This window comes from Paraburkholderia sp. BL25I1N1 (assembly GCF_003002025.1).
Lineage (GTDB): Bacteria > Pseudomonadota > Gammaproteobacteria > Burkholderiales > Burkholderiaceae > Paraburkholderia.
Genome location: NZ_PVZB01000017.1, coordinates 1 through 13,515, shown reverse-complemented (window position 1 = coordinate 13,515; position 13,515 = coordinate 1). Strand labels below are relative to the sequence as shown.

At 63.5% G+C, this 13,515-nt stretch carries 15 protein-coding genes; 3 read left to right on the top strand and 12 right to left on the bottom strand.

The window, feature by feature from the left end; genetic code table 11:
- Positions 1-110 precede the first annotated feature (110 nt).
- Positions 111-1,010 carry a DMT family transporter gene (locus B0G73_RS24640; protein WP_106283855.1) on the top strand — a complete coding sequence of 300 codons (900 nt, stop codon included), beginning with the start codon at positions 111-113 and terminating at the stop codon, positions 1,008-1,010.
- A gap of 80 nt (positions 1,011-1,090) precedes the next feature.
- On the opposite strand, the gene B0G73_RS24635 is transcribed toward B0G73_RS24640, so the two are convergent.
- From B0G73_RS24635 to B0G73_RS24605, 7 genes are read right to left on the bottom strand one after another with little or no spacing between them, the layout of a single operon-like run.
- Positions 1,091-1,381 carry a hypothetical protein gene (locus B0G73_RS24635; RefSeq protein WP_146144232.1) on the bottom strand — a complete coding sequence of 97 codons (291 nt, stop codon included), beginning with the start codon at positions 1,379-1,381 and terminating at the stop codon, positions 1,091-1,093.
- A complete protein-coding gene (locus tag B0G73_RS24630) occupies positions 1,332-2,252 on the bottom strand; it encodes an MBL fold metallo-hydrolase (protein ID WP_106283853.1) in 921 nt (306 codons plus the stop codon). Before B0G73_RS24630 ends, B0G73_RS24635 begins: the two co-directional genes overlap by 50 nt.
- The gene (locus B0G73_RS24625; protein ID WP_106283852.1) at positions 2,249-2,734 is read right to left on the bottom strand and encodes a MaoC family dehydratase; all 486 of its coding nucleotides are present in this window, start codon (positions 2,732-2,734) and stop codon (positions 2,249-2,251) included. Before B0G73_RS24625 ends, B0G73_RS24630 begins: the two co-directional genes overlap by 4 nt.
- A complete protein-coding gene (locus B0G73_RS24620; protein ID WP_106283990.1) occupies positions 2,731-2,955 on the bottom strand; it encodes a DUF1289 domain-containing protein in 225 nt (74 codons plus the stop codon). The genes B0G73_RS24625 and B0G73_RS24620 overlap by 4 nt, the downstream gene beginning before the upstream one ends.
- Positions 2,956-2,968: 13 nt before the next feature.
- Positions 2,969-3,490: a YbaK/EbsC family protein gene (locus tag B0G73_RS24615; RefSeq protein ID WP_106283851.1), complete on the bottom strand. Its 522-nt coding sequence runs from the start codon at positions 3,488-3,490 to the stop codon at positions 2,969-2,971.
- A gap of 54 nt (positions 3,491-3,544) precedes the next feature.
- Positions 3,545-4,471 carry a hydroxymethylglutaryl-CoA lyase gene (locus tag B0G73_RS24610; RefSeq protein WP_106283850.1) on the bottom strand — a complete coding sequence of 309 codons (927 nt, stop codon included), beginning with the start codon at positions 4,469-4,471 and terminating at the stop codon, positions 3,545-3,547.
- 60 nt (positions 4,472-4,531) lie between these two features.
- Positions 4,532-5,473, bottom strand: a complete 942-nt coding sequence (locus B0G73_RS24605) for a glyoxylate/hydroxypyruvate reductase A (RefSeq protein WP_106283849.1) — start codon at positions 5,471-5,473, stop codon at positions 4,532-4,534.
- 324 nt (positions 5,474-5,797) lie between these two features.
- Here B0G73_RS24605 and B0G73_RS24600 point away from each other — a divergent pair, with 324 nt between their 5' ends.
- Positions 5,798-6,400, top strand: coding sequence for an alpha/beta hydrolase (locus tag B0G73_RS24600; protein WP_106283848.1), 603 nt, complete (start codon positions 5,798-5,800; stop codon positions 6,398-6,400).
- 135 nt (positions 6,401-6,535) lie between these two features.
- Complete coding sequence (locus B0G73_RS24595; RefSeq protein WP_106283847.1) at positions 6,536-7,561, top strand: sulfate ABC transporter substrate-binding protein; 1,026 nt, start codon at positions 6,536-6,538, stop codon at positions 7,559-7,561.
- A gap of 91 nt (positions 7,562-7,652) precedes the next feature.
- Here the strand turns inward: B0G73_RS24595 and bioB are convergent, their stop codons facing one another.
- The 5 genes from bioB to B0G73_RS24565 all read right to left on the bottom strand — a co-directional run.
- Complete coding sequence (gene bioB, locus B0G73_RS24590; protein ID WP_106283846.1) at positions 7,653-8,738, bottom strand: biotin synthase BioB; 1,086 nt, start codon at positions 8,736-8,738, stop codon at positions 7,653-7,655.
- Between the two features lie 33 nt (positions 8,739-8,771).
- On the bottom strand, positions 8,772-9,515 hold the full coding sequence (gene bioD / locus B0G73_RS24585; protein WP_106283845.1) for a dethiobiotin synthase: 744 nt from the start codon (positions 9,513-9,515) through the stop codon (positions 8,772-8,774).
- Positions 9,512-10,696: an 8-amino-7-oxononanoate synthase gene (bioF, locus tag B0G73_RS24580; protein ID WP_106283844.1), complete on the bottom strand. Its 1,185-nt coding sequence runs from the start codon at positions 10,694-10,696 to the stop codon at positions 9,512-9,514. The genes bioD and bioF overlap by 4 nt, the downstream gene beginning before the upstream one ends.
- Positions 10,696-11,973, bottom strand: a complete 1,278-nt coding sequence (gene bioA / locus B0G73_RS24575; RefSeq protein WP_374957032.1) for an adenosylmethionine--8-amino-7-oxononanoate transaminase — start codon at positions 11,971-11,973, stop codon at positions 10,696-10,698. The genes bioF and bioA overlap by 1 nt, the downstream gene beginning before the upstream one ends.
- A 1,029-nt stretch (positions 11,974-13,002) precedes the next feature.
- A partial coding sequence (locus tag B0G73_RS24565) for a transposase (protein ID WP_181196636.1) occupies positions 13,003-13,515 on the bottom strand: 513 nt, incomplete at its 5' end.

Genomic DNA, 13,515 nt, shown 5'->3' with positions numbered 1-13,515 from the left:
GCCTTCGATTGTTAGGTCGGATCGCGTGATCGCTTAAGTTTAGCCATGTATTCGGGCGATCGGATTAATTACACTGCTCGTCATGCAGGAATCAATTCGAGGATCGAATCATGGCGTCAAATGAAATCCGCCGCGGGGCCGCGGAAATGACCATGGCGATGCTGATGTCCGGCACCATCGGCTGGCTGGTGGTGTCGTCGCAGCAAAGCCCGTTCAATGTCGTGTTCTTCCGCTGCATTTTCGGCGGCGCGACGCTCGCGCTCGTGTGCGCCTTACTCGGGCTATTTCAGCGCAAGTTGTTCTCGTGGAAGATGCTCGGCCTCGCCTTGCTCGGCGGCGCGGCGATCGTGATCAACTGGGTATTGCTGTTCGCCGCGTATTCGCGCGCGTCCATCTCGATGGCGACGGCCGTCTACAACACGCAGCCGTTCATGCTGGTGGCGCTCGGCGCGCTGGTGTTTCGCGAGCGCGTCAGTGCGTCGACGGTCGCGTGGCTGGTGGTCGCGTTCATCGGCCTCGTGTTTGTCGTGAAGGTCGAACCGGCGGTGCTCGCGGTGCCGGGGCAATATCTTGTCGGCGTCGCATACGCGGTCGGCGCGGCCGCAATGTATGCAGTGTCGTCGATCATCACGAAGCGGCTCAAGGGCACGCCGCCCCATCTGATCGCGCTGATCCAGGTATCGCTCGGCGTGCTGATGCTCGCGCCGTTCGTGCGCTTCGATGCGTTGCCCGCAACGGGCGTGCAGTGGCTCGAACTGGTCGTGCTCGGCGTCGTCAATACCGGCCTCATGTACGTGCTGCTGTACGGTGCGATCCAGAAGCTGCCGACCTCCATGACGGGCGCGCTCTCGTTCATCTATCCGGTGGTGGCGATCATCGTCGACCGGGTCGCGTTCGGGCAAACGCTCGCGTGGATTCAGGTGCTGGGAGCGGTGCTGATTCTGGTGGCGGCAGCCGGGGTCAATCTCGGCTGGCGGATCGTGCCGCAAAAGCGCCTGTCGTCGACCTGACGGGCGTTGCGCCCTTGCGGCGAATCACAATGCTACGGATTCCAGAGTAACCGGATGCGCAAATATATTCATACCGTGGACTAATGATCCGAAAGATACGCAACGACGGCGCGTAGTAACGTGACGCGTTGTAGGCGGCTTTGAAAGCGGGCGTCAAACTTCTGTAGGGAAATCACCGATGCGGTCAAAAAACCGGCACGCGTATCATGCGTCTTGACGCTGATCACGTCCGACAGAATTTCCGCCGCTCGCCTGCAAGGGTCGAGCGGCTTTCTTTTTGTAGCGACGATATCCCGCTTTGCCTCTGTCAGCGGCGGCGCGTCAGGCCGCGCGCGCGACGATGCGCGCGCCATCCACTTCCAGCGGCCCATTCCTCGCCGCCAGTTCCTCGACAATCGCCTTCAGCAACGCGGGCCATTCGTCACGCGGCTTGAGCATCGACGCGGCGGCGCGCATCACGCTGGCGTCGTCGAGCATGCGCAGCAAGGTATCGAAGCCCATTACACGGACTTCGAGCAGCTTGAATACGATCAGCACCTTCAGCGCATTCTTTGCGTTGCGGGCCGGATCGGCGCGCAGCCACGCAACCCGCGAGAACGCGCGCTCAAGCGCCTGTTCGACATTCGTGAAGGGTGCGCCATGGCCGGGGATCACGAGGCGCACGTCGAGCCTCGCAATGGCTTCCAGCACGGCTTGCTCCTCGGCGAAACCGCTTTCGCCTTCCAGTTCGGGAAAGATCACGCCGAAGCCGTTTTCCCATAGCGCGTCCGCGCTGATCAGAATGCGTTCGTCCGCGCAGTAGAGCATCAGCGAATGCGGATCGTGGCCGGGCGCGCCGAGCACATCCCAATCGAGCGCGCCGAGCCGCAAGCGCGCGCCGGGCGCGATCGTTCCAGTGAGGGTGAAGCGCTCGCAGGTCTGGCCGGTGGCGCGAAACGTCAGGCGCGTTTCGTCCCACTCCTGCACGGCGCCGGCTTCCGAAGCCGGAATGACGGTGCGGCATGGCCACGTCGCTTGCAACAGAGCATTGCCGCCGCAGTGATCCGAATGCAGATGCGTGTTGACGATCAGATCGAGCGGCCGCGCGCCGAGTGCTTGCCGCACGAGGGCGAGCGTTTGCGGCGCGTGCGTGGCGTAGCCGGTATCGACCAGCGCGGCGCAGGCGTCGTCCACCAGCAGCACGTTGTTCGACGAGAGCCAGCCGCGTTCGAAAACCCGAATCGATTCCGGCAGCGTGATCATGGCGAGTTGGGCGCTACGTTTGCGCTTGCGTCTGCGTTCGCGGACGCTTCGGGTTTCGGCATCACGAGAATCGTCGACGAACCGAGCAGCATGGTTTCGCCACGCTGATTCACGACCGAGCCTTCGAGATGCGTCAGATCGCCGTTCAAACTTGGCTTCCAGTAAGCATGCTTCACGCGCCACGTGATCGTGAGCGTGTCGTTCGCCTGGACGGCTTTCTTCAGCTTGATATCGAACTCGAGACCCAGCGGTTGCGCGTAGGTTGAATAATGCGTGGCGAGCAGCGCCATGAAATGCGCGGTGGGCTGCGTGCCGGACGCGATCAGGCCGCCGAAGCGGCTTTGCGCGGCATACGCTTCATCGTGATGCAGCGGGTTGTAATCATTGACGAGCGCGGCGAACGATTTCACCGACTCCGCCGACAGGGCCAGCGTCGAACTGAACGTTTCGCCAACCGTGACGATGCGCGGGGCTGCGTTCATCGCCGCTCCTTCGGCTGGCTCGCGACGAATTGCGCGTGGCGAAGCTCGATCGCGTCCCAGACCGCGCGCTTCGCGTCATCGTCGAATAACGACCAGTTGGCGATTTCATCGATGGTGCGCAGACATCCTTCGCACCAGCCCGTTGACGCATCCATCCTGCACACGTTGATGCAAGGCGACGGCACGGCGTGGTGGTCTTCGTTATCGAGGCCCGCTGTCATCATCGTCATCGCGTCACGCCGTCTCGCGCAGCGCGACGTCGATCACCGGCGCGTTCGTGAGTGCGATTAATTCCTGCGCCGTCAGATTGAACACCGCATGCGGATGACCCGCGGCGGCCCACAGACTGTCGAGTTCGAGCAGATCGGCGTCAATCAGCGTGACCGGCTCGGTCGCATGACCGATCGGGCAGACGCCGCCGATCGCATAGCCGGTTTTTTCGCGGACAAACTTCGCGTCCGCACGGCCGATGTCGCCGACCTGCGCGGCCACTTTCTTTTCGTCGACACGATTCGCGCCGCTCGCGATCACCAGGACCGGCGCGTCGTCTTCCCGGCGGCGAAACAGGATCGACTTTGCGATCTGCGCGACCGAGCAGCCGAGTCCTGCGGCGGCTTCGGCGGAGGTTTTGCCGGTTTCCGGCAGCATCACGATCCGGCCCGCGTGACCGCGTTCGCGCAGCAGCAGCGCAACGCGGCGCGCCGAGTCGGGCAGTGCGGTGAGATCGTCGGATTCGAGAGAAGCTTGGTCCGTCATCGTTTCAGGTCCTGATTGATTGCGTGAGTGGTGAGCGGCCGCATTGCGCAAGCGTCAAACGCAGTTGGCCGCTTCGCTGCGCGCTTTGGCGAGCAGTGCTTTGCCTGCGCGCGAAACATTGGGGCGGCCGATCGACGTCGAGATGAAATCGCCGATCGCCACGACTTGCGCGAGGTCGATGCCGGTCTCGATGCCGAGGCCGTTCATCAGATACAGCACGTCTTCGGTCGCGACGTTGCCGGTCGCGCCCTTCGCATACGGACAGCCGCCCAGGCCCGCCACCGACGCGTGATAAATTTCGATGCCTTCCTGCAGAGCCGCGTAAATGTTGGCGAGTGCCTGACCATAGGTGTCGTGAAAGTGGCCGGATAGACGCTCGCGCGGAAACACCTGCGTGACCGCCTCGAAGACTTCACGCGTGCGCTTCGGCGTGCCGACGCCGATCGTATCGGCGATATCGATCTCGTCGCAGCCGAGCGCCGCGAAGCGCTGGACCACATCCACCACCGACGCCACAGGCACTTCACCCTGATACGGACAGCCCAGCGCGCACGAGACACTCCCGCGAATCCGCAAGCCATGCTCCTTCGCCGCCTGCGCAACCGGCACGAACCGATCGATGCTTTCCGCGATGCTGCAATTGATGTTCTTCTGCGAAAACGCTTCGCTGGCGGCGCCGAAAATCACGATCTCGTCGGCACGCGCGGCGAGTGCGCCTTCGAAGCCGCGCAGGTTCGGCGTCAGCACCGAATAGATCGTGCCGGGGCGGCGTTCGATTCCGGCCATCACGTCGGCGCCGTCGGCCATCTGCGGCACCCATTTCGGCGACACGAAAGAAGCGGCCTCGACGTTACGGAAGCCCGCCGCCGACAAACGGTTGATCAACTCGATTTTGGTCGCGGTGGCGACGAATTCCTTTTCGTTCTGCAGTCCGTCACGCGGACCGACTTCGACGATTTTCACTTGCTGAGGCAGGGCCATGATGTGTCTCCTATGTCGACGCCGCGCATGGCGGCGCTCCTTCAACTGGATTCGATGGGTTCAGTATCCGTGTTCGATATTCACCACGCCGCTGATCGTGTCGCCGCGCACGAGCGCGTTGATCTTCTGCGCGACCTGGGCCACGCTTTCTTCGCGCAGCGTCAGCGCGGACACGTGCGGCGTGATCGTGATGCGCGGCTCCTGCCAGAACAGATGATCCGGTGGCAGCGGTTCCTCGCGGAACACGTCCAGCGTGGCGGCGGTGATCTGCCCGCTTGCGATGGCGTCGAGCAAATCCTGTTCGACCAGATGCGCGCCGCGCGCCACATTGATCAGATATGCGCCATGCGCGAGCTTCGCGAAGGTGCGCGCGTTCAGCACATCGCCCGTCTCCGGAGTATGCGGCAGCAGATTGACCAGCACTTTCACGCCGTCGAGAAACGCGTCGAATTGCGCTTCGCCGGCGAATGTCGTGATGCCGTCGATCTGCCGCGCGCTGCGGCTGTAGCCGCGCACCGGCAGGCCGAACGCCGCGAGCGTTCGTGCGACATGCGCGCCGAGCACACCGAGTCCCAGCACGCCGACCGTGAAGGTGTCACGCGGATGCGGCTCGAGCACTTCCCAACGGCGCTTGTTCTGCAGCGTCTGATACTCGTCGAAACGGCGCAGGTAGCGCAGCACTGCATGCGTCACATACTCGGCCATTTGCGGCGCCATGCCGGTGTCTTCGAGACGGATCAACTGCGCGTTGCGCGGCAACGTGCCGGGCTGCTCGTGTTCTAGCGCGAGGATGGCGTCGACGCCGGCGCCGAGATTAAAGATCGCGCGCAGATCGTCGCGGCCGGCCAGCATCTCGCGCGGCGGACGCCACACGACCGCGAAGTCGGCGGGCGCGGTATCGCCCGGCTGCCATTCACGCAGATCGGCATCCGGCAGGGCGCGAGCGAAATCGTGCAGCCAGGCGGCGGCGTCGGCATGCGGCATGTAGAAGAGGATTTTCATACGGTCCGGAAGGCGCCTTCGAAATCGGGTCTGGGGACGAAGATGCCACGGCATGACCGGCGCGACGGCTGCGGCGTTGCGGACGACGCTTGCGGCATGAGGCCTCCTCCTTTTATGGATAGGCTTCATTCTACTTTTTCGACGCGATTCGCGCGCGTTTGCGTACGGCCGTGCGGTTCGGAGGTGGGCTTTGCGCCGCGCGGCCCATGTTGGCGGCGCGTTCGGCTGCGCATTTGTCGGATAAACAAAGCACAAAAACTTGGTTCGCCCTTGCGGTGAGCGGCGGGACAATCACTACCCGGATTCCCGCAGCGAGGCACACACATGCTTTCATGCACCAAATCGATATGGCCGCCGCGGCTCGTCACCGTTCCCGGCTTGCACGGCAGCGAGGGCGCGCACTGGCAAAGCTGGCTGGAGCGGCAGTTCGCGCGCTCGTTGCGCGTCGAGCAAGCCGACTGGGACGCGCCGGACCTCGCGCTGTGGTCGAAATCGCTGCGCGATCTGCTGGCGCGCGAGCGTGGGCCGTTCGTGCTGGCAGCGCACAGCTTCGGCTGCCTCGCGACTGCGTATGCATTGCAGCAGGCGTCGTATGCGAACGACGTGGTCGGCGTGCTGTTCGTCGCGCCCGCGAGTCCGCGGAAATTCGCCTTCGCGGGAGCGTTCGACGCGCGGCGTCTCGGCGTGCCGTCGATCCTGATCGGCAGCGAAACCGATCCGTGGATGCCGCTCGCCGGCTCGCGCGATCTCGCGCAGCGTTTCGGCAGCGCGTTCGTCAATCTCGGCGACGCGGGGCATATCAACACGGCAGCCGGCTTCGGTCCGTGGCCGCGCGCGAAATATTTCGTCGATACGCTCGTGCACTGCGCGGCGCCGCTGCGCTTTCGCGAGGAGTCGTTCGAGGCTGTACAGCAAGCGTTCGTGTGACTGATTGGGCGCGGCGTTCGTGCATCGAGTGACGCGCGAACGGATCACTGGCCAAGTAAGCGATCCGTTAGAATCCCGCTTCACGCTGCACGTTCGTGCGGCCACTGGTTTTCATCATCGACAGGCGGGGACAAGATGGCAGGCAAGACGGAGACATCGCGCTGGCTGGCAGCCGGCATGACGGCAATCACGCTCGCGCTGGCGGGCATGTCGACGGCGCACGCGGATACATCGCTGCTCAACGTCTCGTACGACGTGACGCGCGAGTTGTACAAGGACATCAACGCCGGCTTCATCGCGGCGTACAAGCAGAAGAGTGGCGAGAACATATCGATCCGCCAGTCGCATGGCGCGTCGAGCGCGCAGGCGCTGTCGGTGCTGCAAGGCCTGCAGGCCGACGTGGTGACGATGAACCAGCCGAACGACATCGACCTGCTCGCCGAGAAAGGTCAACTGGTGCCGGCGAACTGGCGCGCGCGCCTGCCGGACGACAGCGCGCCGTACACCACGACGATGGTGTTCCTCGTGCGCAAGGGCAATCCGAAACACATCAAGGACTGGGACGATCTCGCCAAACCCGGCGTGCAGGTGATCATCGCGAATCCGAAGACTTCGGGTAACGGACGCTACACGTATCTGGCCGCATGGGGTTATCGCAAGCAACACGGCGGCACCGACGCGCAGGCGCTCGACTTCGAAAAAGAGATCTTCAGGAACGTGCCGGTGCTCGACACGGGCGGCCGCGGCGCAACGACCACCTTTACGCAACGCGGCATCGGCGACGTGCTGGTGACGTTCGAAAACGAAGTCGCGCTGATGGACACGGGCGTGGGCGGGGCCAATTTCGAGGCGGTGTATCCGTCGGTGAGCTTGCTGGCGGCGCCGCCGGTGTCGATCGTCGACAAGGTGGTCGACAAGCGCGGGACGCGCAAGGAAGCGCAGGCGTATCTCGACTATCTATGGTCGCCGGCCGCGCAGGACATCATCGCGCAACATCATCTGCGTCCGCGTGACAAGACCGTGCTCGCGAAGCACGTCGCAGAGTTCAAACCGATCAAGACGTTCACGGTGGAAGAGATGTTCGGTAGCTGGCAGAAAGCGCAGCAAACCCATTTCTCCGATGGCGGGACGTTTGATCAGATCATCGTGGATAAGAAGTAAGTCCGCGCTTCGTCAGTAAGTAAAAAGGCTGCCTCAAACAACGAGGCAGCCTTTTTTATCGCGCGTGCTTTATCTCACGCGGCGCATACGCTCACTTCGGCGCAGCGTGCTTATCACAGCCATGTTCGCAGCCGCTTTGATCGAGCGGCATTTGCTGCGCGGCCTCGGCGCGAATGCCAAGACGTTCAAGCAGCTTGCGGTCGGCCTCTGCTTGCGGGTTGCTGGTAGTCAGCAATTGATCGCCGTAGAAAATCGAGTTCGCGCCGGCGAGGAAGCACAGCGCCTGCAACGCTTCGTCCATCTGTTCGCGGCCTGCGGACAGACGCACCATCGCGCGCGGCATGGTGATGCGCGCAATCGCGATCGTACGGACGAATTCGAACGGGTCGATCGCTTCAGTGCCGGTCAGCGGTGTGCCTTCCACCTGCACCAGATTGTTGATGGGCACCGATTCCGGATACGGCTCCATGTTCGCCAGTTGCGCGATCAGACCGGCACGCTCACGACGCGATTCACCCAGACCCACAATCCCGCCGCAGCACACGTTGATGCCTGCGTCACGCACGCGTTCGAGCGTGTCGAGGCGGTCCTGATACGTGCGCGTCGAAATGATCTGTCCGTAGAATTCCGGCGACGTGTCGAGGTTGTGGTTGTAGTAGTCCAGGCCCGCTTCACGCAGCCCTTGCGCCTGGTGCGTTTCGAGCATGCCGAGCGTGACGCAGGTTTCCAGACCCATTGCCTTCACCCCGCGAATCATGTCCTTGATCGGTTCGAGGTGGCGGTCTTTCGGATTGCGCCAGGCGGCGCCCATGCAGAAGCGCGTCGCGCCGTTTTCCTTGGCGACCTTGGCGGCGGCGAGCACTTCGTCGACCGGCATCAGCTTGTCGGCCTGCAGGCCCGTATCGTGATGCACCGACTGCGGGCAGTACGCGCAATCTTCCTCGCAGCCACCGGTCTTGATCGACAGCAGCGTGGACAGTTGCACGGTGTTCGCGTCGAAATGCTCGCGATGGGTTTGCTGCGCCTTGAACATCAGGTCGTTGAACGGCAGTTCGTACAACGCGACGATGTCGGCGACGCGCCAGCGCGCCACCTGTTTCGCGCCGGCTGCGGCGTTGGCGTTGTGGTTTGCCGCGGCTGTGTCGGCGGGCGTGGGAGCGATGTTCAGTTGCGTCATGTCGTCAATCCTCATGGATGGATATGTGAGTTTTTAGCGCTGCGAATGCGTTTGCGTGTGCCGCAGCGTCTGCAAAAGCCGTTTGATGTCGAGTTGGTCCGCCGCAAGTTCGGGCGACGCTGGGTTCAGATTCGGCACGATGCCGAGCAACGGTGCGTCGTATTCACGTGCCAGATGCTCGCGGATCGATGCGATGTTTTCGTCGGGGAACGTCATGTCCGGATCGATGCGATTCGCGACCCAGCCGGCGAGCATGAGCCCGCGCGCGGCGATTGCTTCGGCGGTGAGCAGCGCATGGCTGATGCAGCCGAGCCGCATGCCGACCACGAGCACGACCGGCAGCTTCAATGCGACGGCGAGATCGGCGGTGTCCTGAGTGGCCGTCAACGGCACACGAAAGCCACCGACGCCTTCCACGACCACGATCTCCGCGCGCTTCAGCGCCTGCGCGTGACAATCGACGATGTGGTCGAGATCGAACGTAACGTTTTCCAGTGCGGCCGCGATATGCGGCGCGGCCGGTTCCTTCAGCAGATACGGCGTGCGCATCGCGGGCGGCAGCAACACGTTCGACGCGGCGTCGAGTTGATCCGCGTCTTCGTTATGCAGCACACCGTTCAGCTCGAACGCGCCGGCGGCGATCGGCTTCATCGCGGCGGCTTGCAGGCCTTCGCGGACGAAGCCGCGCAACAGCGCCGACGAGACGAACGTCTTGCCGATTTCCGTATCGGTGCCGGTGACGAATAAAGACAGTGCGTGTTGAACTGTGCTACTCATGCCGCTTTCGCTCCGAGTTGCTGCAAGCCGGCTTCGAGCCGGTCGAGGTCCGCTTGCGAGTGCGCGGCCGACAGCGAAATACGCAAACGCGACGTGCCGGCGGGCACGGTGGGCGGACGGATCGCCGGCACCCACAGACCCGCCCGATCGAGCGTGGCCGCGATGTCGAGCGTGGCGTCGTTCGCGCCGATGATGAGCGGCTGCACGGCAGTATGCGAGTCGACCGGTAGCCAGGGCGTCGCCTTCAGCATGGCGCGCGTGCGTTCGATCAGTTGCTGAAGATGCGCGCGGCGCGCGTCGCCTTCCTCGCCACCGATGATGCGCAAGCTCGCCGACACCGCGTGCGCCGCGGCCGGCACCGACGCCGTGGTGAAGATGTACGGACGCGCGCGCTGCACGAGCCATTCGATCACGGTTTCATGGGCGGCGACGAACGCGCCGGAGACGCCGGCCGCTTTGCCGAGCGTGCCGATTGAAATGAGGTTCGGCGAACGGAGCGCGGCTTGCGCGATCGCGCCGCGGCCTTGCGGGCCGAGCACGCCGAAACCGTGCGCGTCGTCGACGATCAGCCATGCGCCGTGTTGCTCCGCGAGTTCCAGCAGACGCGGCAGCGGTGCGATATCGCCGTCCATGCTGAAGACGGTATCGGAGACGATCACCTTGACGTCGGCCTCCGAGGCTTCGAGCATCGCGCTCAGCGCTTCTGTATCGCAGTGCGGGTAGATCTGCACGTCGGCCCGGGACAGGCGCGCGCCGTCGATCAGCGAGGCGTGATTGAGCGCATCGGAGAAAAGCGTCGTGCCGCGGCCCGCGAGCGCGGTGAGCGTGGCGAGATTCGCCATATAGCCGGTGCTGAAGTAGAGCGCACGAGCATTGTCGACGAAGCCGCCCGCGAATTCTGCGAGATCGTCTTCGAGCTGCGCGTGCGCGCGCGAGTGGCCGCCGAGCAGATGAGAGCCACCGCTGCCCGCGCCATAACGCTGCGCGCCTTCGGCGATCGCCGCAATGAGTTGCGGATGCGCGGCGAGGCCGAGATAGTCGTTACTGGCGAAGCCGATGATTTCGCGGCCGTCCACCGTCATGTGCGCGGCGCATGGCGTTTCGGCAGTGCGGCGGCGACGGCACAAGCCGCGCGCATCGATTTCCTTGAGGCCTTCGGTGAGCCTGTCGAGCAGGTGCATTAGCGGGTCTCCGCGAGCGTGGCTTCGAAAGTTTCGCGCGTGCGCAAGGCGAGCAGCGTAAGTTCTTCGTCGTCGAGGATATAAGGAGGCATCAGATACACCGTGGTCGAAATCGGCCGCAGCAGCAGTTCACGCTGCAGCGCGTTTTCGAAGAAGCGGCGCGAGAATGTTTTGGCTTGCTGGGCGTCGTCGATCACGGCGTCGAAGGCGAAGATCGTGCCGCACTGGCGCAGATTGCGGACTTGCTTGTGCTCGGCGAGCGGCATGAGTGCGGCCTTCAGCTTCGCGGATTTTTGCGCGTTGGCGGCGAGCACGTTGTCGCTCGCGAACAGATCGAGCGTGGCGAGCGCCGCGCGACACGCGAGCGGATTGCCGGTGTACGAGTGCGAGTGCAGGAAGCCGCGCGCGGTGTCGTCGTGATAGAAAGCCGCGAAGATTTCGTCACGCGACAGCACGATGGAAAGCGGCAGATAGCCGCCGCTGATCCCTTTCGACAGACATAAAAAGTCCGGCCAGATGCCGGCCTGTTCGCAGGCGAAGAAGGTGCCGGTGCGTCCGCAGCCGACGGCGATTTCATCGGCGATCAGATGCACACCGTATTGGTCGCACAAGGCGCGCAATCCGGCGATATACGACGCGTCGTGCATGGCCATGCCGGCCGCGCACTGCACGAGCGGCTCGACGATTAGCGCGGCGATTTTCGTGGCGCGCGCGTCGAACAGCGAGCGAACGTTATCGAGCGCGCGGCGCGCGACGTCGGCGGCGCTTTCACCTGGCTGCGCGAGGCGGGCGTCGGGCGATGCGACAACATGCGCGTGACGGATCAGCGGATCGTAGGCGTCCTTGAAGAGCGCGACATCGGTGACGCCGAGCGCGCCGATGGTTTCGCCGTGGTAGCTATTGGCTATGCAGACGAATTCCTGCTTGTCCGCGAAACCGCGATTGCGCCACGAGTGGAAGCTCATCTTCAGGGCGATTTCGACGGCGGATGCGCCATCTGATGCGAAGAATGCGTGGCCCAGCGTGTTGCTTGTCAGCGCGCTGAGCCGCTCGGCGAGTTCGATGGCCGGTTCGTGCGTGCAGCCGGCGAGCATGGCGTGTTCTAGCGTGTCGAGCTGGTCTTTCAGTGCCGCGTTGATGCGCGGGTTGGCGTGGCCGAACAGGTTGACCCACCAGGAGCTGATGGCATCCAGATAACGATGGCCGGCGCGGTCATAGAGCCACGCGCCCTGGCCGCGCGCGAGGGGCACGAGGGGCAGGCGTTCGTGGTGCTTCATCTGCGTGCAGGGGTGCCAGACGGCGCGGAGGCTGCGGGCGATCCAGTCTTCGGGGGATGCTGATGGTAGTGCTGCGTTTTCCAAAGGGTACTCCAGGGGTGCTTTTTTGCCGCTGCGCGGGGTGGCTTTTTAGGGCCGTTTTCAGTCGGGTGGCGCGGATTTTTTTGCGCTGCGCGCGGCTCTTGGCGGGCTTGCGGGGTCGAGATTAGCGGTTTATTTCGTGCTGTGCACTAGGGGTTCGATGCGCGTTTTTTGCCTGCGGCGCTGGGGTTTGGCGATGTTCCGTGCAGGTGGTTTCTGTTTGTGAGTGAAGCTCGCTGATCGGCGGAGTTGGCGACGGCAAAGTAGTGGCAACTTACTGGCGGGGATTTGGGGTTTTGGGTCTGCGCCGGCTCGGATTTTTGTGTCTGTGTTCTCTGCGGGGTTGGCCTTTCCTTGCATTCATGGTGGTCTATTGGCGTTGCCCCTGTGCGGGGCGGCACCTACTTTCTTTGCCGCGGCAAAGAAAGTAGGCAAAGAAAGCCGCTTCACACCGCGAGCCCATAAGCGGGTCCCCCGCGCAGCCGCAGTAGTGGCGCATCTGGAATCTGTGCCCTCGCACATTCGACGCTTGTGACACAGCAGTCATACCTCCCGCCTCGCGCTGCGCGCTCGCCGGAAGGGACTGCGTAAGTCAATTGGGTTTTTCGTGCGCGGTGGGCCGACGACGTCGTTTTGGCATGAACGCCGAAACGATGAGGGCTGGAGAAGTTGGTACGGATGGGGACTGGCAACTCAGGAAGTACTGAGCACAAGAGCGAACCGATGGTTTGGAGAATTACCGCGACGGCGCGCGCAGCGCCGCCGGAAGAATGACGGCCTTGTCACTGAGGCTGAATATGCGGGGGCACAGATTCCAGATGGGCCAGCGCCCCCTCCAAGCCGAGGGACCCGCTTATGAGCTGGCGGTGTGAAGCGGCTTTCTTTGCCTACTTTCTTTGCCGCGGCAAGAACCTGTCCGCATTTTTGTGTGCGAGGCGGTTAGCGGAGTTACCCGCGTGCGTTGGTAAAACGCTCTCCAAACAGAATAGCGAACTGGTTCATGGCGGAGGACCAGTCGAATGCCGCCCGTACAGACTTCGCCAGCACGTTGCGCAATGCCAGCCACAGTAGCTTGATGGCGGCCTCGTCGTTGGGGAAGTGACCGCGGGTCTTGATGATCTTGCGTAGTTGCATGTTCAGGCTCTCAATGGCATTCGTGGTGTAGACGACACGGCGTATGTCGGGCGGAAACACGAAGAACGGTGTGACGTTCTCCCACGCCCGTCGCCACGACTGCACGATGGTCGGATACTTCGCACCCCATGGCCCTTCGGCAAAGGCCTCCAGGGCCTGCTGCGCGGCCTGTTCGTTCGCGGCGGCATAGACCGGACGCAGCGCTGCGGCGACGCTTTTGCGGTCCTTGTAGCTGGCGTATTCCAGGCTGTTGCGGATCAGGTGCACGATGCAGGTCTGCACGGCCGTGCGCGGGTACGCCGTGCCGATCGCCTCGGCCAGCCCCTT